The sequence below is a fragment of the Vibrio sp. HI00D65 genome (genome assembly GCF_001635455.1).
Lineage (GTDB): Bacteria > Pseudomonadota > Gammaproteobacteria > Enterobacterales > Vibrionaceae > Vibrio.
Window position 1 is genome coordinate 150329 of sequence record NZ_LWEH01000013.1, and the last position, 19445, is coordinate 169773.

Sequence of the window (19445 nt, forward strand, 5' to 3'; positions counted from 1 at the left end):
AAGTGATAAAAAAAACGGTGGCTTAGTGTCACCGTTTTTGTTTTCTTATTGGTTGTCGCGATCTATTCAAAGCCGAGCTTCTTAATCGCGTTATAGGCGTTATCCACTTCCTCAGGGATAGGCATTTCAATCTGAAAACCTTTAGCGGGGTACGATTTGATGCGTTCAAAATCCGCCATCAACGCGCCTAGCACCATATCTAATGGCAACTCCTCATTAAAGTAATCGACCCAGTCCTGCCATTTGGAGGTTACGGTTATTTCCGTTGTCTCTCCAGGCCATTGTTTACTGAAGGTCGCGTAGGTTCTTTTCTCCATAAAGGGCTTCTGCACCAAGGTCAGTCTTTTAGGAGATAATCCTAACTCAGTAAGTAGCTCGTGTGTAAAACGGACATTTTCACCAGTATTTGTCGCGTGTTTTTCGATGACGATATCAGAATCAGGTACGCCACAGTCTCTAGCAATGGCTGCAAAAGTTTCTGCTTCTGAGCGTTCAAAACTGCTTTCAGTAAATCGTCCGACGCCTCCAGAAAACACGATATAAGGTGCGACTTTCTGTTGGTAGAGTTCCGCTGCATATTCAGCAACGCGAGTGTCGTTACTGCACAATACAAAAATACAATCTGAGGGCTCAACCTTGTGTCCCATAGACATGAAATTCCAAAGGGTATCGATTGAGCGGTGTAGGTTCTTTGGAGATTTCTTAGTCATGAAGAGCTTCCAATGTGGATTCAAATTTAAATGAATAACCTAAATCGAGGATCTTTTTCGAAGAAATCAGTTTATCTGGTTCATTAACGACAGGTGGGAGTGGCTCACTACTGTTGGCGCTTTTTAAAGCGGCAGCGTAGAACTCAGCTTTGCTTACCGTGTTTGGTGTCGTCACATTTGCGATTTCGTTATGTAGGTGGTTAATCGCAAAATCAACCGCGCCAATGGCGTCATCAAGGTGCAGCATATTCGCAGGGGCTTGGTTACTCACTTGTTTTAGTTTGCTGGCAAAGCGCGATGGGTGGCGATTTGGACCAATTAATCCACTAAAGCGAAGAATGGTGTAATCAATATCAGAATCCATCACTGATAGTTCAGCTTGAAGCATAATTCGCGCGTTATCGGAGAATGTGCAAGCGTCATTGCTGTCAGCGTTCGCAAGCACAAGTGATGCATCCTGCTCGTACATGATACCTGGCTTAGTTGGATACACCGTTGTTGAACTGACCATAATCAGTTTCTTAATATTGGCTTGCTGACAAGCTTTCGTAAGTAGCTGCCAATAGTCTGCATACTCTTTTCCTGCGCCTTTTCTAAAACCAGGAGGGAAGCTACCAATCACGATCTCGGTATTGTGTTCGAGCAGTAAAGAATAGAGTTGTCCGACGGTTTGCTCTGGGTTTGACGAATCAAAGCTGAATACTTCGCAGGGAATACGTTCACTACTGATCGTATCTGCACCTGCTTGGGTCGTTTTAGTGACGACGACGCGGTTACCATGTCTCTCTAGGTGTTCAGATAAAGGTGCGCCTACCCATCCAGCACCAACAATAAATATAGAAGCCATCTGTTCCTCACAACGACAAGCTATGGATTTAATAAGCCTAACAAACCTTTGGGCAAAAATAAAAAACTCCACGGCCGAAGCGAGTGGAGTTTTTACTATAAACGTCGCGTTTTATTTAAGTACGCGAAGTAGCTTGTCTGCACGCTCTGCCATCTCAATACCTTCATCGGTCAGGTAACCGCCGTCTGGTTGAGTACAAAGGTTCTTTTCGAATAGGCGCTTAACAGCGTCTTGAGTTTCTTGGCTAGCCTCTTGATGAACTTTAATACCTGTAGCCGCGCTACTTACATCAAATTGAAGAAGGAGGTTTAAATCAGCAATATGTTCAGCGGTGTATTTCATAATTAACCTATATATTCATAACGTTCTCTATCTTCACCTTAGTGCGCATTCTCGGCTCAGGCAACAGCAAATAAATAGATTTGATAACTGATACCAAATTGAATGATTAATCGTCGTATCGTGAACTTATTTTGAGTGCATTGAGTGATTTGTGCCCACTTAAATGGCGAACGATGTTTATTGCTAAGTGTCTGTAATATAATGTTATTAGAAATATATTGCATTCGGCTAATATTGTACAAAAAAGGAAATGCATCAGGTGAGATCGAACAAATTAGCATTAGTAATTAATATGCTATTTGCAATCTCAGGTTGTCAAAGCACACCCTCAGAGCAGACAGACACAAGTCAAACCACAAACAACAATGAATCTGCAGTAGAGGTCCGTTCGTTTCATTCTGTGCAAGTTGTCTATACAGAGTGGCAGTCAAAGCTGGAAGACCACCCTCAATTGTCTATTTATGCTCCAGAGAATTACAATGAACTGCTCGATGCATGGGAAGACGCGGAAAGTATTTATACCGATTTACTTAAAGACGAGACGCGTCTTACTAAGAGTTATTCAATCTTCTCGAGCTTAACTTATGCTGAAGCCTTCGATGAGAAGATCGCGTTAATCAAATCAAACTATGATGCGATTCTCGCACTTAAGGAAAAGGCGGATAGGGTACTTGCCGATTCGATCGTGCAAATGGATTACCTCAAATATCTTGGTGCTGACACTATGTTTGCTTCGAGTTACAAACGACTGTATTCAGAATACAGCGAGCTATTTGAGTATGTTTTAGTCGACGAACTAGAGGACGCTCAAGAAGCTCAAGTTGAGTTCCTCAATAATGCACGCTTGTTAGAAGTGAAAGTCGCACACAAGAAATATATCGAACCGCTCAAAGACGAATTAGAGTATTTAGAAGATGAAGACTTTGATGATGTCGTACCGTTGACCTTTGCTAAGGCCGCTGCGCAAGTTGCATTAGCTGATCATCAGGTCAAAGTGAGCCCTCGTGAAAAGTCCATTATCGAAGACGCAGTAAAAGCCGCAGAGTTTGAGTTGGACCACGTACGAAGCGTTGCTCATGAAGTAAAAGTACTTGCGAGTGTTAAAGGGGACAAGTTCGAACAATCGGTGCTGAATGCTGAGAATCAGTTATTAAGCATCTCACAGGCGATCAATGAAGAAGATTATCGTGACGTAGTACTGCGTCTTCAGTTTCAGAAGATTGTTTTAAGTATCAATGAACTTAAAAGCTCAGATATGACAGCCATGCTTAAATCTGAGATTGAATTTTTAACTGACCAGCTCGCTCAGTTAGAAAGAGAAAACCAGCTACAGGCACAACAATTGTCTGAGGCAACAAAATGTAGTCAACTTCTAGACGAACAAGTAGCGAAGAGTGATGCACATATTAAGAGCTTGGAAGAGCTGGTGGATAGTTTGAAGACTCTAGGCGGGAAGGTTGCTAATGAAAGTGATTCTGAACTGACGTCCACAAATACTGAATCAGATCTTGAAGATACAAGGTTAGAATCGGTATCAGATGAAGTGGTTGTCCCGTCGGTTTAGGACAACAAATCTCTTAATCTGTGACTGAGTTAAGAGCGCCTGAGGGCGTTTTTTTATGTTCTGTTGATCTATGTCAAAATCTGGATGCAAAAGCCCTAAAAATACGATTTTAGTGTACGTTATTTTTATTGTTTTAATTTAAATATATGATATTTAAGAATTTTTTGTTTTTATTGGTAACATATTTTCATTCATCACAGTTTTGCTTTTACTACTAAAGTCGTATGAAATTTCAATATCATTGTGAGTTTTGCATATTTTTGGTTGTTGAGCGGAATTTGAGTCAAAAATAGCTCTTGAATTCAGAAATGAAAGAGAGGATTATCGCGCTCCCGACGATATGTTTCAAAATGTAAATCATCATGAATCTAAACCAATTTGACTCATTATTACCGCCACAAATGGCTGAGCGCGCTGCAGATATTGGCGTAGGTAAAGCAACTAAAGATCCAATCAAATCTTTTCTACTAGCGATTTCAGCTGGTATCCATATCGGTATTGCGTTTGTGTTTTACACCATCGTTACTACTGGTGCTGGCGATTTGCCATGGGGTATCACTCGCCTATTGGGTGGTCTAGCATTTAGCTTGGGCTTAATTCTTGTTGTTGTGACTGGTGGTGAACTGTTTACAAGTTCAGTACTTACTTTGGTGGCTCGTGCAAGTGGTAAAATCACTTGGAAAACACTGATTAAGAACTGGGCGACGGTTTATATTGGTAACCTGATTGGGGCACTATTGCTCGTAACTTGTATGCTATTGACTAAGCAATACATGTTTGATCATGGGCAAGTTGGTTTGAACGCGATGGCGATTTCTCAACATAAGATGCATCACGATTTTACCCAAGCTGTCGCGCTAGGCATCATGTGTAACGTGTTGGTTTGTATTGCGGTGTGGATGACTTTCAGTGGACGCACACTGACTGACAAAATCGCGGTTATGATCTTGCCAGTTGCGATGTTTGTATCATCAGGTTTTGAGCACTGTATTGCGAATATGTTCCAAGTCCCGCTTGCTGTTGGTATCAAGACATTCGCTCCTGATGAGTTCTGGACGATGACCGGAGCTAACCCTGCGGACTATGTTGACCTTAATATGATGGATTTTCTGATCAATAACCTGCTGCCTGTGACTTTAGGTAATATCATCGGTGGTGGTATCTTTGTTGGCATGTGGTATTGGATGATTTATCTACGCGACTAATTCATGCTCGGTGACTGCACCGCACTGACTGTGACATTAAAAAAACGGACTGCATCGCAGGCCGTTTTTTATTTGTGGAAAACCATGCCGTAGGGTTCTCTCGTTAATACCAGAAGGCTTAGTTACTACGATCTACAGATATGTATATGTTGTTGAAAGTTACCAAGGATCAAAGGAAATGATCTTTTGGGAGGGTGAGTTGGATAAAAAAGGATCTATATTGATTTGGTTATCCACAGTTTCTGTGGATAACCTGTCTCAAATTCAGTGAGTAACCAGATCTCATGGTAGTGGAGCGGCTATTTAGAAGCCTGAATTTGTGCAAGAACTCGACCTTCTTTGGTCAGTGATGTCTTTAAAGATAGGTGCAATGCAAGCGCCAAAGAGCAACTCATCATTACAAAAATAGCCAACATGATCATCAGTTGATATTTAATTGCGATCATTGGTGAAGCCCCACCTAGAATTTGTCCTGTCATCATTCCTGGTAGTGTTACTAAGCCGGTAGTGGCCATCGACGCCATGATTGGTGACATCGCCTTGTGTATTGCATTGCGTACAAATGGTGCGGCTGCGTAACTCGGTGATGCTCCTAGGGCTATAGCTGCTTCATATTCTGATTTATGTGTTTCGAAAGCGCCAAACAAGTTCTGTAGTGCCACTATATTACTGCTTACGCTGTTACCTAATAGGATCCCTGCAATGGGGATAAGGTATTGTGCACTAAACAACGGTGTCGGCTTGATGATAAAGAAGCAGATAAACAAAACAATGGGTACGCACGTTACAGCAAGACCTACAGCAACTGGGCCAAGTAGCAGTTTTCTGGGCAGCTTAGATTTTTCGACAATCGAACTTGCTCCGACGACTATCATGGTAAATAACCACAGTAAGTTGACCCATAAGCTATTCAGAGTAAATAGGTACTCTAGATAAAGCCCTACCAGAAAGAGCTGTACAGCCATACGCACAATACTAATAGAAGCCTCTTTGTCCAGACCTAACTTCAGTTTGTGATTAATGGTGATCGGCAGAATGAGAAGTGAGCTAAATAGCAGTAACTGCCACCAAGATATGTCGATAACCTCTTGCATAGTGCTTCCTTTTTAATGGACACAGATCATGTTTGAAAGTGCCAAATGATACATTTCAGTACGCCAGTTTTTTCTTCAATTGTTACGCAATAGCTTGACAATTACAGCTAAAAATATTGGTTATTTGAGGCATTGTTAGCTACTACTTAGTAAGTAGAACGTTAAATTTGGTTACAGCACAGTTTCATAAGTGTTGGCCTTTTTCGTTTTTGAAATACACTTAATTATTCATTTTTATTAATACTTTTTAATATATTTCTTTAACTGAAAACAAAACTGGATGAGCTCAAAAAAGTATTGATTAACAACAATTAAAGTATGGATTTCGTTGAACCACACTTTGTGTATGGTTTAATATTCGTGAGTAGATAGCTAAGAAAATGTTCCCAGTAAATTAGCTCCGCAAACGGGTTAATCGGAATTACTAAATACAAAATAGGCACAGTGTATGAGTGATGTTAAAAAAGTTGAAGCGGGCGAAAAACGCTCGCTAGAGTGGAAGTCATTCCTCTTTATCGCGGTAGTTCTCTTTCCAGTATTGAGTGTAGCGTTTGTAGGTGGGTATGGGTTTATCGTCTGGGCACTTCAGGTATTCGTCTTCGGTCCTCCTGGTGCGCATGGCGTTTAACGTCTATCAAGCCTCATTAGCATTTAGAAAGTTTAAGAGAGTAAAAAATGAAATCGTTGATCATTAAACTGTGGCGAACTATGTCTCGCCCAGCCGTCCACATCAGCCTTGGTGTGCTTACCATGGGTGGCTTTATAGCTGGTGTTATTTTCTGGGGTGGTTTTAATACAGCCCTAGAAGCTACAAACACTGAAAAGTTTTGCATCAGCTGTCACACCATGCGTGATAACGTATACGTTGAACTGCAGGAAACGGTTCACTGGAAAAACCACTCGGGGGTTCGAGCTACTTGCCCTGATTGTCACGTACCTCATAATTGGACTGATAAGATTGCCCGTAAAATGCAAGCTTCAAAAGAAGTGTTTGCACAGGTATTTGGTAACTATGGTGAACCGGGTGTTTTCGAAGAACGCCGTATTGAGCTTGCCAAGCACGAGTGGGACCGCTTCTCAGCGAATAAATCTTTAGAGTGTAAAAACTGTCATAACTATGACTCGATGGATTTTAACCAGATGTCCCCAACGGCTCGAATTCAGATGAAACAAGCAGCAGAGAAAGATCAGAGTTGTGTTGATTGTCATAAAGGTATCGCCCACCATTTACCTGCGGGCATGGATAGCATCGGTGGTATCGTTGGTGATCTTGAAGGTATGACCTCAAACACTGATTACGGTGTAGGTCAGCAACTAGTAAGTGTTCGTCACTTGCCAATCTACTTTGATGACAAAGGTGCGAAAGAAGCGGGTCTACTAAACCCAGCATCAACTGTAAAAGTTCTTGAAGACAAAGGCGACTACGTTGAAATTGAAATCGACGGCTGGCGTAAAGCGAAAGGCTTCGGTCGTGTAATTCAAGAAGACTTCGGTAAAAACATCGCAGTAGCATCTCTACTGAAAGAAGCATCAACAGACGCGAACGTTGTTACGGCTGGTGAGAAGAAAGTTGATGAGCTAACTGGTCTTCCTTGGGAGAAAGTAGCTGCGACAGTATGGATCAAGAAAGAATCTATGCTGAATGACATCAACCCTGTATGGGAAAAATCGAAAGAAGCTTACAAAACTAACTGTTCTGTATGTCACACACAACCAGCTGAAGCGCACTTCGATGCGAACACATGGCCAGGTATGTTCGACGGTATGCTAGCGTTCGTTAACCTAGATACAGACAGTGAAGCACTGATCTTGAAGTACCTACAGAAACACTCTTCAGATTATGCTGAAGGTCACCACTAATAAGCGTCGGATTGGAGTAAAAATAAATGGCTATTACACGAAGAAGTTTTCTTAAAGGTGTAGCAACCACAAGTGCAGCGTCAGTTATCGGTCCAAGCTTATTGGCTTCAGCATCTGCAAACGCAGCTGAGTCTACAGGTACTTGGAAAGTAACAGGGTCACACTGGGGCGCGTTCCGCGCCCACATCTATGCGGGTAAAGTTCAAGAGATCAAACCGCTAGAACTAGACCAGAACCCAACAGAAATGTTGAACGGCATTAAGGGCATTATCTACAGCCCATCACGTGTTCGTTACCCAATGGTTCGTCTAGATTGGCTGAAGAAGCATAAATACAGTTCTGAGACGCGCGGTAACAACCGTTTCATCCGTGTAACGTGGGATGAGGCTCTAGACCTGTTCTACCGTGAGCTAGAGCGTGTTCAGAAAGAATACGGTCCATGGGCTTTACACGCAGGTCAAACTGGTTGGAACCAAACTGGTGCGTTCAACAACTGTACTGCACACATGCAACGTGCTGTAGGTATGCACGGTAACTTCATCACTAAAGTAGGTGACTACTCAACTGGTGCAGGTCAAACCATCATGCCTTACGTACTTGGTTCAACTGAAGTTTATGCACAAGGTACATCTTGGTCTGAAATCCTAGATAATTCAGACAACATCATTCTTTGGGCAAACGACCCAGTGAAAAACCTACAAGTAGGTTGGAACTGTGAAACTCACGAATCTTTCAACTACCTAGCGCAGTTGAAGGAAAAAGTAGCGAAAGGCGAGATCAATGTTCTTTCTGTAGACCCAGTTAAGAACAAGACTCAACGTTACCTAGAGAACGATCACCTATACATTAACCCGCTAACAGACGTAGCATTCATGCTTGCTGTTGCCCACGTGCTGTACAACGAAGACCTGTACGACAAGAAGTTCATTGAAACTTACTGTCTAGGTTTCGAAGATTTCATCAAGTACGTTCAAGGTGAAACGAAAGATAAAGTTGTTAAGACACCTGAGTGGGCTGCACCTATCTGTGGCGTGAAAGCGGACAAGATTCGTGAATTCGCACGCATGCTAGTGAATGGTCGTACACAGATCCTTATGGGGTGGTGTATCCAACGTCAAGAGCACGGTGAGCAGCCATACTGGGCAGTAGCAGTAGTGGCAGCAATGGTTGGTCAAATAGGCCTACCTGGTGGTGGTATCTCTTACGGTCATCACTACTCAAGTATTGGTGTACCTTCAACTGGTTTCGCGGGTCCCGGTGGCTTTCCTCGAAACTTAGATACAGGTATGAAACCTAAATGGGATAATAGTAACTTTAATGGCTACAGCCGTACTATACCGGTTGCAAGATGGGTCGACAGTTTGCTAGAACCTGGCAAAGAGATCAATTACAACGGGAGTAAAGTTAAACTGCCTGGTTTCAAGATGATGGTTATTTCAGGAAATAACCCATGGCACCATCACCAAGATCGAAACCGTATGAAGCAAGCGTTTCAAAAGCTTCAAACAGTCGTCACTATTGATTTTGCATGGACAGCAACTTGTCGTTTCTCTGATATCGTTCTGCCTGCATGTACGCAGTGGGAGCGAAATGATATTGACGTATACGGATCTTATTCAAGCAAGGGTCTGATTGCAATGCATCGCCTAGTTGATCCATTGTTCCATTCTAAGTCTGATTTTCAAATCATGAGCGAACTTACTCAACGCTTCGGTCGTCGTGAGGAATACACTCGTGGTATGAGTGAGATGGAGTGGATTCGCAGTCTTTACAACGACTGTAAGAAAGCGAACGACGGTAAGTTCGAAATGCCAGAGTTTAATGAGTTCTGGGAGAAGAGCGTACTAGACTTCGGTCAAGGTAAGCCTTGGGTTCGTCACGCTGACTTCCGCCAAGACCCAGAAATCAACCCACTGGGTACACCTTCTGGCTTCATCGAGATCACTTCTCGTAAGATCGGTCGTTACGGTTACGAACACTGTCAAGAACACCCTATGTGGTTTGAGAAATCAGAACGTTCACACGGTGGTCCTGGCTCTGACAAACACCCGTACTGGCTACAATCTTGCCACCCGGACAAGCGTCTGCACTCTCAGATGTGTGAATCTGAAGATTTCCGTGCTACTTACGCTGTTAAAGGTCGTGAGCCTGTATACATCAACCCAGTTGATGCAAAAGCGAAAGGTATTAGAGACGGCGACTTGGTGCGTGTATTTAACGACCGTGGTCAGCTTCTTGCTGGTGCCGTACTTACTGACAGCTACCCACGTGGAGTTGTCCGTATCGAAGAAGGTGCTTGGTATGGTCCTCTAAATGAAAAAGTAGGTGCAATTTGTACTTATGGTGACCCTAACACACTTACTCAAGATATCGGCTCTTCTGAGCTAGCACAGGCTACTTCTGCGCACACATGTATTGTGGACTTTGAGAAGTTTGTTGGTAAGGCACCTCCAGTTACTGCTTTTGGCGGACCTATCGATGCATCTTAAACAAATTATTTAAGCAGCCAAGTTTAGGTTAAAGCCCCTGTAAGCCAAGCTTATAGGGGCTTTTTTGATTTTGACAATTACATATAAGTATTTATGGTTAGACGCTTTTGGAGCGCGTCCGGAAGAGTACGGATAGAGGACAGATAGTTAAGCTTCCAGGCTAGAGTGTGTTGATAGCCAAGAGTTGCTGTAAGTAGTAATTAGGATGACAAAGCAAAAGGGTCGATACCAAGTATCGACCTAATAGAAACCTATCGAGCTGCGAGATTTAAATCTCGAATATAAACCAATACCCGTATGCACAGAGTAAAGCGGGTATACTTGAGTACAAGGTCGCGACCAGTGCGGCTTTAGGTGCCATCGCAATGGCAGGGAAAAGTGCATCACCATCATTTGAAATTGCATTACCTACCTGAGCTGAAAGTGGAAGTGCGCCTGAAAGGTAAAGGCTAGTCACCAATAATTGTGGTCCACAGCCCGGTAGCAAACCCATCAGGACCCCAGCCAGGGGGAGCATCATTCCCCAGCTTGAGAATAACGTTGCAAAATCAACATTTGCTATTACGGAGCCGAACTCAAAGAAGAGGAAAGCGACCACAACCCAGGCTGTAACGAAGTTCGTATCCTGCGCTGTTTTTTGTAGTGGATGAGAGCCCAAACATTTCTCGTCCTCACTTACCGCTGATTTGTAGTCTTTAATCTCACGAGTAAGGCCCCACAAAAACATTGAGCTAATCAACAAGATAGCGCCAACCCATTCCATCGACATCTCAGGTAAAGCGAGCAGTTGATTGACATCGACTTGAAATGAGCCGAGTAGGGCAACCGCAGCGCCTGGGACAATCAATACTGACCACAAGTAACCTTGCAAATTGATCGCTTTTTTAGAAACGGCTTCTTTGTCTTGTGATTGCGATGAACAGCTTCTAACAGGTTCATTATTCTCAACTTGTTTAGGGCGTAAAAAGTCATCGGCGTGGAATAGGTTAATGATTCGACCTGAAGCCGTGCCGACGATGACACCCATCGCCATCATAGCGAGGCCTGTTTTCGGTTCGCTGGCAATAAGAAGGAAGGCTGCATCGCCCATAGTGGACACCAACACAGCGACAACAGCACCGAAACCGAGCTTACCCGAGATAAATTGTGTGGTTACCACGATAGCACCACCACAACCGGGCAGCGCACCCATAAGGGCGGCAAATACAACTTGGTTAGAGCGAGATTGACGGACTAACTTACTGAATATGTTGTCTTTGTTGATATAGAGAGCTAGCCAGTGGTAGACCGCTAAGGTTAGAGCAACATAACAAGATACGGCCCAGAATGCGTCAGATAAGGTGGTTACCGTAAGCTCTCGCGTAGCCGGTGCTGCGACAAGAGCGGCAAGTGAAATTGGCAAAAGCAGTCGCTTGAAAGAGAGTGAAAACTGAGTGGTTTTCGCAGTGCTACTGCTTGGTAAAAATGAGATTAGTCGATCCATAGATGTTACTCAAAAATAGGTGTCTAGATATTAATATATATGAATGATAATAATTATCAATTGCATTATTGGGTTTTTTCTCTATTCTTGAGGTGGGGAAAATCGACGAAACATGACCAAACTAAAAAAATAGGGTAAAGTGTGCCTAATAAAGATAGGCTCTATAGGTAGAGTCGTAATTGATAGTGTAATAGGAAGAAACATGATTTTAGTTGTTGGTCACAAAAACCCTGATAGTGACAGTATTTGTAGTGCGTTAGTTGCAACAGAGCTTCTTAAAGCTCGTGGCGAGGAAGCGACACCAATTCGCCAAGGCGAGATCAACCGCGAAACTCAACACATTCTTGAAGTCGCTGGTGCAGAAATGCCAGAACTTCGTACTTCTGTTGCTGGTGAGAAAATCTGGCTAGTAGACTACTCAGATCTAGCACAAGCACCAGACGATGTTGCAGACGCAGAGATCCTAGGTATTGTCGATCACCACCGTCTAGGCGACGTGATGACAGTTAACCCAATGGAAGCTTGGATCTGGCCTGTTGGTTGTACTAACACGGTACTTTTCAACATGTTCAAGATTGAAGGTCACGCTATCTCTCAACAAATCGCTAAGCTAATGATGTCTGCAATCCTTTCAGACACTGTTGGTTTCGCATCTCCAACTTGTACTCAAAAAGATAAAGACGCGGTTGCTGAACTTGCTGAAATCGCTGGCGTAGACGACGTTGATGCATTCATCAAAGCACTTCTAATCGCTAAAACAAACATCGAAGGCCTATCTGCAGCACAGCTAGTAGAAAAAGACCTTAAAGGCTACCCATTTAACGGTCGCGATGTTGTTGTTGGTCAAGTTGAACTTGCAACTCTTGAGCAAGTAGATGGCATGATCGAAGCACTTGAAGCGGATCTTGAAGAGCGTTGTGAGAAAGACGGTCTAGCATTCGCTGCTGTAATGCTTACTGACATCACTACTGCTCAAACTCGTCTACTTTACAAAGGTGAGTGGGCTGAGAAATTGGTTAAGCACGAAAAAGATGGCGTGCTAATGATGGAAAATACATTAAGTCGTAAGAAGCAAGGCTGGCCTTGGCTTCAAGGTGAGCTTGTTTAATCAAGTCTCTTAATAATAAACGCCTGCTAAGTTAGCAGGCGTTTTTCTTTGAAGTAAGCACTTTTCTTCATCGATAATATTTGCAGTTAAAAGCACTCCGCATAAAATAACTTTAAGCGCAAAGTTACTGACTAAAGTAGGAAATTAAGATGACTACACAGCTAGACGATAAAAGAATCGCTGAAATCAATAAGTACACGGGTGAGCAACGCCTTAAGTACTGTGTGAAAGAAATCGTAGCAAACCGTGAAGTATGGATCTTAACCGATGAGCACGGTTGTGTAATGCTAAACACAGAAGACGAAGACTGCGTTCCTGTATGGCCAAACCAAGAGTTTGCTGAGTCATGGGCGACAGGTGACTGGGCTGAGTGTAAGGCTGAGTCTATCTCATTAAACAAATGGCACAGCCGCTGGACGAACGGTCTAGAAGACGATGAACTTGCTGTGGTTGTATTCCCTAATGAGCAAGAAGAAGGCGTTATCCTGTTCCCTGATGAATTCGACTTTGAGCTGAAGAAACAGGCTGCTAAGCGTTAATCTTCTCGTTACATCATAATTCAGCGTTGCCTCGTGTTAGGCAACGCTTTCATTCTGTATGCTGCCCCAGCGCTCCCCAAACAACACAATCACTATCTCACGTACTAATATCCAACCAACTGATACAAAGGTGCTTGCTGTGCTGTCTTTGGTGCTCGTTTAAGTACACCCGCCTCTTGGTAACTTTTTAAAACTTTTCGCACAATGGGCTTTGCTTGTGCTTTGGTCATCCCAGGTTTTAACTCTGGTTCGTAAAGTAATTGAAGTAGCACCATGTCTAGCGGTGAAAGTAGGTCTTCTGGCGTATGATCGTTGAAGATGGAAGGGTAGGCTTTATCTGAATCATTGGGTAGCCCAAGAACTTGTGTGATTTCTTCTACGATACAGGCGACAAGCTTTCCTCGTGATCTGGCCTGATCAACAGGAATAATGATTCCTGCATAGACAATTTCACCTTTTGCGTTAATTCGATAGCCCGCTGTGCAAATAGCACTGTTTAAGTGCTCGGTCGATTTGAGATTGAGTACGCGTTTGGATTCTGAAATCCACTTGCTTTGTCTGGTGTATATCCACTTAACGTTCGCTTCAGACTCTTTACTGACGAGTGAGATGGGGTGTTGGGTCACTTGAGCTAAGTGCTGGATATGTAGTTCGGCGAGTTCTTGATGAAGTTCTTTATCGCCGACACGATGGTCAATCCAAACTTTGATAGGTTGCTGCCATTTGGCGAGTGGTTTAGTTCCTGAGGAGTATTCGTGTTGCAGTGCCACGTTATAAAACGCAGTTTCTATGAAGGCTTTATCTAACCAAGTAAGCGGTGTGCTTGCCGCTTTAAATGAGAGGCCAACAAGCAAGAGGGGAAGCATTGAAGCGGTTCGTAACATACTTTCCCTCCTATTAAACATCGCGTGGTCTTAGCTTAGTAGTTTCAGACTAGTGATTTGGCGCTTTGGAGAAATGGCTCTCAACCAGTCTTTGGGTGATTTGGTGGCTTGGGTTGGTCAGTACTTCATCGGTGTCCCCGTTCTCAACCACATTGCCTTCGTGCATCACAATGATTTTGTCGGTGATGTGCTTAACAATACCAAGGTGTTGAGATACGTAGACGAAGGATACGCCCATCTCTTCTTGCAGTTCTAAGAACAGGTTGATGATCTGAGAACGCATTGCCATATCTAGACCGTTCAGAGCTTCGTCAGCGACAATGATTGATGGCTGAAGTATCAAGGCACGAGCTAGACAAACCCTTTGTTTCTGGCCCGCAGCAAGCATCTGAGGGTAGAAGTAAGCATGTTCAGGTAGAAGGCCTACACGTAAGAGTGTGTCTTTTACACGGCGCATACGGGCTTCTGGTGGCATGTTGGTGTTTCGCTTTAAAGGGCCTTCCAGAATACGACCAATCTGAATACGCGGGTTAAGGGAAGTGTTGGGATCTTGGAAGATCATGCGAATTAACTTACAGCGAGTAGAGTAGTCTTTGTGTTCCAGCTTTTCACCGTTTACACGAATTTCACCCGCAGTTGGTTCTACCATGCCTGCTAGCATTCTTGCTAATGTCGATTTCCCAGAGCCATTCTGACCAATGAAGCCGATCGTTTGACCTGCTTCAAGCGTAAAGCTTACCGGTTTCACCGCTTGATGAATCTTTTTACGGAAAAGGCCAGAGCGAGTCGTAAAGTCCTTAGATAATTCACTAACTTCTAATAATGCACTCATGATTTCTTTTTCTTCTCCATATTCAGAGGGAAATGACAGTTAAACTTATGGTTCTTAATTCGCTTGGTATGCGGGATTTCCACACACTGCCTCTGCGCGTAAGGGCAACGTGGCCCCAATCGACAACCAATAGGAAGGTGCTGTAGTGGAGGAATCGACCCTGGCAGTGACTGAAGTTTCTCTTTGTGTGGGATCCAGTCATTAAAGTCTGGCATCGCTTTCAATAGAGCCACAGTGTATGGGTGCTTTGGTGCATCCAACAGTTTTTGTGTATCCGCAGATTCAACAGATTGGCCACAGTACATAACGGTAATTCGAGTCGCCCATTGAGTGATGGTCGTTAAGTCATGGCCGATCAGGATAATGGTCGTGTTATGGAGCTGATTCATTCGGCTCAATAATCGCAAGATCTGAGACTGGGTAATTGGGTCCAAGTCGTTGGTCGGTTCATCGGCAATCAAGACTTTTGGCTTGGCAGCAATTGCCATCGCGATCATCACTTTTTGACACTCACCATCGGTAAGCTCATAAGAGTAGCTGTCCATTAGACGCGAGTGATCTTTGATGCCGACTTTGTGCAACAGAGCGGTAGCTTGTTTCTTGCGCCACTTAAATCGTTGCCACCATCGACCTTCAAAGGCGTGTGAGGGAATGGCTTCGATCAGTTGATTGCCCACTTTTTCCGAAGGATCAAGACACGTCGATGGTTCTTGGAAAATCATCGCGATGTCACGAGCAATAACACGTCTGCGCTCTTTCGGTGTCAGTTGAAGCAGGTCAACATTCCCCAGTCGCATACGGTCAGCGGATACCTTCCAGTTTTCTTTACAAACACCAACGATTGCTTTAGCAACCAAGCTTTTACCAGAGCCTGATTCACCTACTAAACCACGAATTTCCCCTTCATTGAGGGTAATACTCATTCGATCTACCGCTTTAACCATCCCTTGAGGGGTCTCAATTTCAATGGTTAGATGTCGAATATCAAGTAACGGCATTATTCGATTCCTGCATTTAGCGCTTGGCGAACACCTTCACCGACGAGGTTAATCACTATCACTGCAAACATAATGGCTAGGCCGGGTAAGGTTACTGTCCATGGTGCGAGATAAATAAGTTCTACAGAATCACCGAGGATAGATCCCCATTCGGTGCTTGGTGCTTGAGCGCCAAGACCAAGGAAGCCTAAAGCAGTGATATCAAGAATTGCGACCGACAACGCCAGCGTAATTTCTAGTGCCACGACAGTAAGAATATTCGGAAGAATTGAGTTCCACAGTAGGTAGAAGTCGTTCGCACCATCAAGTCGAGAAGCCAGAATATAGTCTTTCTCTACCTCTGCATGCACGGCAATGTAGACCGAACGAATAAAGCGCGGAATCAATGCCAAACATAAGGCCAGCAAGATATTGAACTCGCCAAAGCCAAGGAATGCCACAAAGATAATTGCCAGTAGCAGAGACGGAATCGACATTACTGTATCAAGCAGGTGGTTTAGAGTACTTGATAGCAAACCGCGCGTCATACCCGCAAGTACGCCAATGAGACAGCCAATGACAGCCGCAATTAAGGTAATCACGACCGCAGCGCCAAAGGTAAGCTGAGAACCAATGATCAAGCGAGAAAGAATATCTCGACCTAGATCGTCTGTACCTAAGAAGTATTCAACAGTACCTGCTGGATCCCAAGATGGCGGTGTTAAAAGATGACCCGTTTGCTCTTGTGCATCATGGGGCGCTAACCACGGAGAAGTGATCGTCACCAGAATGATAAGTATCAAACACCACAAGCCAAACATCGCAAGGTTGTTAGAGCGGAAGCTACGCCAGAAGCGCTCAAACTGGGTAGGAATCTGTTCTTCTTGGTAGACGTTATTTGTTAGCATACCATTCCTTCCTTACCAGTGGGTTGACCATAGCGCCTAGCAGGTCAGACAGAATATTTGCAGTCAAAACCAGAGTTGCCACCACAATTACGCCAGCTTGAATAGAAACGTAATCTTGATTCGATAAAGCGTCCAGTAACCAGCGCCCAATCCCCGGCCAGTTAAAGATAGACTCGGTAATGATCGCAAGCGTTAACATACTCGACAGTTGAACACCGACCTTAGGAATAATCGGTGGAATCGCATTTCGTAATACGTGTTGAGTCACGATCTCTCTTGTTGATAGACCTTTAATACGTGCCGCACGGATGTAGTTCTGCGTCATCACTTCAGCCACAGATGCTCGCATTAAACGGATAACCTGAGTCGTCGGTGCCAATGCTAAAACAAGACACGGCAGCGCCATGTGCTCGATGACACTTTGCAAAGCGTGCGCGCGGTAGCGACCTTCAGCAAAAAAGGCATCGATGATCGCAAAGCCTGTCACGTGTTCAATCTCATAAAGTAGATCGTATCGACCGCCAACAGGGAACATCTCAAAATGCAGAGAGAACACCATGATCATCAAGAGTGCGACCCAGAATATTGGTGCTGAGTAACCGGCCATCGAGGTGAACGAGATAGTGGTGTCGACAAATTTACCTTGTCTCATGCCTGCGATGGTCCCAAAAGGGATGCCAATCAAAAGCGCTAACACAAACGCAAAGAAACACAGTTCTAATGTGGCTGGGAACACAACCACAAGCTCCTCAATGATAGGGGTACCGTGTTTGCTCAAGCCAAAATTCAGCGTCGACAATTCAGTGATGTAGCTTATCCAGCCCGGCCAGAAATCTTGAATCGCCCACGGTGAGGTTTGGTCGAGTCGTAGTAACGAAAAGCCGACCATCGTCAGGATCGCGAGCGTGATAACGAACAGGTTAATACGTCTTAATGTATACCAAAACATCAGTGCACCTCTCTTCTGACTTGATCAAAAGGTTGGGCATTGAACGGGCTTTGTTTAAAGCCGGTTAGTGAACGATCATGCACGCGGAACTGCACTCCGTGAGCCAGAGGGATCACAGGTACTTCCTCGTTGAGAATGTTTTGGGCTTGGCGATACAAGTTTACACGGTGCCTTTGTTGGTTGATCTCTAAGGCTAAATCCAGAAGGAAATCGAAATCTGAATTACACCACATCGATACGTTGAGTCCTGCGCGCTCAGAGCTGCACGAGAGTAGGGGACGCAAGAAGTTATCAGGGTCACCAGTATTACCGATCCAACCTGTTAGTAGCAGATCTGTTGAGTCGATTGAAGACAGCTGTGTACGGTCGAATCGATCGTCAGTGTAAAGTTTCAATTCGATGCCGATGTCCGCTAAGTTAGCTTGTATAAGCTCAGCGGTCTTACGCGGGCTTGGGTTGTAAGATCTTGGTTCTAGCGGTACCCACATTGAAAGCTCTAATCCTGGCTCTACGCCGGCTTCTTTGAGAAGGGCTATCGCATAGTTTCGGTCATAGCGTACTTGAACATTGTCTTTCTGATGAGCCCAAGATGTTGGAGGCAGTAGCGTATAAGCCTTGGTTCCTGTACCGTAGTATACCGAATCAAGAATATTCTGGCGGTTGATGGCCAAGTTCAGCGCTTTACGCACGCGAGAATCACGCAGGGCTGGGTGCTCAGTATTAAGGGCGATGAAAGAGACATTCACCGCTGGTGTCGCGGATATTTGCAGCTCTTCATGTGCTTGAATGATTGGAATCTGGCTAGAAATCGGCGAGTTCAACACATCACATTCATTGCGCAGCAACTTAGCGAGTGTGCCAGTTCCGCGTTGTGAGGTATCGAAAACCACTTGGTCCATTTGCACATCACCTTTCCAGTAATGCTTGTTCTTTTTAAGACGCACCAAGTCGTTGATTTGATATTCATCCAGATAGAATGGGCCTGTACCAACTGGCTTTGAATCGATCTCATTCTTCTCATCAGCAGCCACGAGTTGGTTTGCGTATTCTTTAGAGTGAATCACCGCGTAACTGGTCGCGATGTTATTTAGAAAAGAATTATCTGGTCGACTTAATTTGAATTTAACGGTTAAGTCATCCACTGCCGTGATATCGACAATCAAGTTCTTGAAGTCGATGCCAGCAAACCACGGATATAGACCACCGCCCACATAGTGGAATGGGTTTGAGCTATCAATGATACGTTCGAAACTAAAAACCACATCTTGCGCGTTCATAGAACGGGTTGGCGTAAACCAGTCTGTGGTCTGGAACGCAACGTTAGGGCGCAGTTTGAAAGTGTATTCAGTACCTGATTTATCGACAGACCAGCTTGTTGCCAAATTCTGTTGTGGTCGATAGGTAATAGGATCAAGTGTGAGCAGCGTATCGAAGATTTGAGGGCTCAGCGATTCCGCTGTAATTCCACTATCAACCAATTGAGGGTTGAAGGTACTAGGATTACCTTGGCCGCAATAAATGAAGCCTTTTTCACGAATTTGCTCGTGATTCACACTCTCACCACATCCGGCTAAAAAGCTCAGCGTGCAGATGCTCAGTGATAGTCTTATTAGTGCTTTCATAAAAAGAAATACTTTTCGAAACGAGGCGTTAG

At 44.2% G+C, this 19445-nt stretch carries 18 protein-coding genes; 7 read left to right on the plus strand and 11 right to left on the minus strand.

Going from position 1 to position 19445, the window contains the following annotated elements; translation table 11 throughout:
* Positions 1–62: 62 nt before the first annotated feature.
* From A3712_RS03840 to A3712_RS03850, 3 genes are all read right to left on the minus strand, one after another.
* Complete coding sequence (locus tag A3712_RS03840; RefSeq protein ID WP_063522361.1) at positions 63–710, minus strand: YdcF family protein; 648 nt, start codon at positions 708–710, stop codon at positions 63–65.
* A complete protein-coding gene (locus A3712_RS03845) occupies positions 703–1557 on the minus strand; it encodes an NAD-dependent epimerase/dehydratase family protein (RefSeq protein WP_063522362.1) in 855 nt (284 codons plus the stop codon). The genes A3712_RS03840 and A3712_RS03845 overlap by 8 nt, the downstream gene beginning before the upstream one ends.
* A 111-nt stretch (positions 1558–1668) precedes the next feature.
* Positions 1669–1899 carry a TIGR02647 family protein gene (locus A3712_RS03850; protein WP_004742038.1) on the minus strand — a complete coding sequence of 77 codons (231 nt, stop codon included), beginning with the start codon at positions 1897–1899 and terminating at the stop codon, positions 1669–1671.
* Positions 1900–2158: 259 nt separating this feature from the next.
* Here A3712_RS03850 and A3712_RS03855 point away from each other — a divergent pair, with 259 nt between their 5' ends.
* Together A3712_RS03855 and focA are read left to right on the plus strand one after the other, a co-directional pair.
* Positions 2159–3463: a hypothetical protein gene (locus tag A3712_RS03855; RefSeq protein ID WP_063522531.1), complete on the plus strand. Its 1305-nt coding sequence runs from the start codon at positions 2159–2161 to the stop codon at positions 3461–3463.
* A 362-nt stretch (positions 3464–3825) separates the two neighbouring features.
* The gene (gene focA, locus A3712_RS03860; protein WP_063522363.1) at positions 3826–4668 is read left to right on the plus strand and encodes a formate transporter FocA; all 843 of its coding nucleotides are present in this window, start codon (positions 3826–3828) and stop codon (positions 4666–4668) included.
* Positions 4669–4967: 299 nt separating this feature from the next.
* Here the strand turns inward: focA and A3712_RS03865 are convergent, their stop codons facing one another.
* Positions 4968–5762 (minus strand): ABC transporter permease, encoded by a 795-nt coding sequence (locus A3712_RS03865; protein ID WP_063522364.1) that lies wholly within the window; start codon positions 5760–5762, stop codon positions 4968–4970.
* 448 nt (positions 5763–6210) lie between these two features.
* Here A3712_RS03865 and torE point away from each other — a divergent pair, with 448 nt between their 5' ends.
* From torE to torA, 3 genes are read left to right on the plus strand one after another with little or no spacing between them, the layout of a single operon-like run.
* Positions 6211–6390, plus strand: a complete 180-nt coding sequence (torE, locus tag A3712_RS03870) for a trimethylamine N-oxide reductase system protein TorE (RefSeq protein ID WP_063522365.1) — start codon at positions 6211–6213, stop codon at positions 6388–6390.
* 47 nt (positions 6391–6437) lie between these two features.
* On the plus strand, positions 6438–7622 hold the full coding sequence (gene torC / locus A3712_RS03875) for a pentaheme c-type cytochrome TorC (RefSeq protein WP_063522366.1): 1185 nt from the start codon (positions 6438–6440) through the stop codon (positions 7620–7622).
* Positions 7623–7648: 26 nt separating this feature from the next.
* On the plus strand, positions 7649–10111 hold the full coding sequence (gene torA, locus A3712_RS03880) for a trimethylamine-N-oxide reductase TorA (RefSeq protein ID WP_063522367.1): 2463 nt from the start codon (positions 7649–7651) through the stop codon (positions 10109–10111).
* A 268-nt stretch (positions 10112–10379) separates the two neighbouring features.
* Here the strand turns inward: torA and A3712_RS03885 are convergent, their stop codons facing one another.
* Complete coding sequence (locus tag A3712_RS03885) at positions 10380–11594, minus strand: putative manganese transporter (RefSeq protein WP_063522368.1); 1215 nt, start codon at positions 11592–11594, stop codon at positions 10380–10382.
* 202 nt (positions 11595–11796) lie between these two features.
* On the opposite strand from A3712_RS03885, the gene A3712_RS03890 reads away from it, so the two are divergent.
* Both A3712_RS03890 and A3712_RS03895 read left to right on the plus strand, forming a co-directional pair.
* Entirely contained in the window at positions 11797–12702 is a 906-nt protein-coding gene (locus tag A3712_RS03890; protein ID WP_063522369.1) for a manganese-dependent inorganic pyrophosphatase, read from the plus strand.
* 149 nt (positions 12703–12851) lie between these two features.
* On the plus strand, positions 12852–13241 hold the full coding sequence (locus tag A3712_RS03895; RefSeq protein WP_004742050.1) for a DUF2750 domain-containing protein: 390 nt from the start codon (positions 12852–12854) through the stop codon (positions 13239–13241).
* A gap of 104 nt (positions 13242–13345) precedes the next feature.
* Here A3712_RS03895 and A3712_RS03900 read toward each other — a convergent pair whose 3' ends face one another.
* The 6 genes from A3712_RS03900 to sapA are packed head-to-tail and all read right to left on the minus strand — an operon-like array spanning position 13346 to position 19413.
* Positions 13346–14125, minus strand: coding sequence for a DUF2927 domain-containing protein (locus A3712_RS03900; protein WP_063522370.1), 780 nt, complete (start codon positions 14123–14125; stop codon positions 13346–13348).
* Between the two features lie 49 nt (positions 14126–14174).
* Positions 14175–14957, minus strand: a complete 783-nt coding sequence (locus A3712_RS03905; RefSeq protein ID WP_063522371.1) for a peptide ABC transporter ATP-binding protein — start codon at positions 14955–14957, stop codon at positions 14175–14177.
* The gene (locus A3712_RS03910) at positions 14954–15955 is read right to left on the minus strand and encodes a peptide ABC transporter ATP-binding protein (protein ID WP_063522372.1); all 1002 of its coding nucleotides are present in this window, start codon (positions 15953–15955) and stop codon (positions 14954–14956) included. The genes A3712_RS03905 and A3712_RS03910 overlap by 4 nt, the downstream gene beginning before the upstream one ends.
* Positions 15955–16842, minus strand: a complete 888-nt coding sequence (gene sapC, locus A3712_RS03915) for a putrescine export ABC transporter permease SapC (protein ID WP_063522373.1) — start codon at positions 16840–16842, stop codon at positions 15955–15957. Before sapC ends, A3712_RS03910 begins: the two co-directional genes overlap by 1 nt.
* Positions 16829–17791, minus strand: a complete 963-nt coding sequence (locus A3712_RS03920; RefSeq protein WP_063522374.1) for an ABC transporter permease — start codon at positions 17789–17791, stop codon at positions 16829–16831. Before A3712_RS03920 ends, sapC begins: the two co-directional genes overlap by 14 nt.
* Positions 17791–19413: an ABC transporter substrate-binding protein SapA gene (gene sapA / locus A3712_RS03925; protein ID WP_063522375.1), complete on the minus strand. Its 1623-nt coding sequence runs from the start codon at positions 19411–19413 to the stop codon at positions 17791–17793. The genes A3712_RS03920 and sapA overlap by 1 nt, the downstream gene beginning before the upstream one ends.
* Positions 19414–19445: the final 32 nt, after the last annotated feature.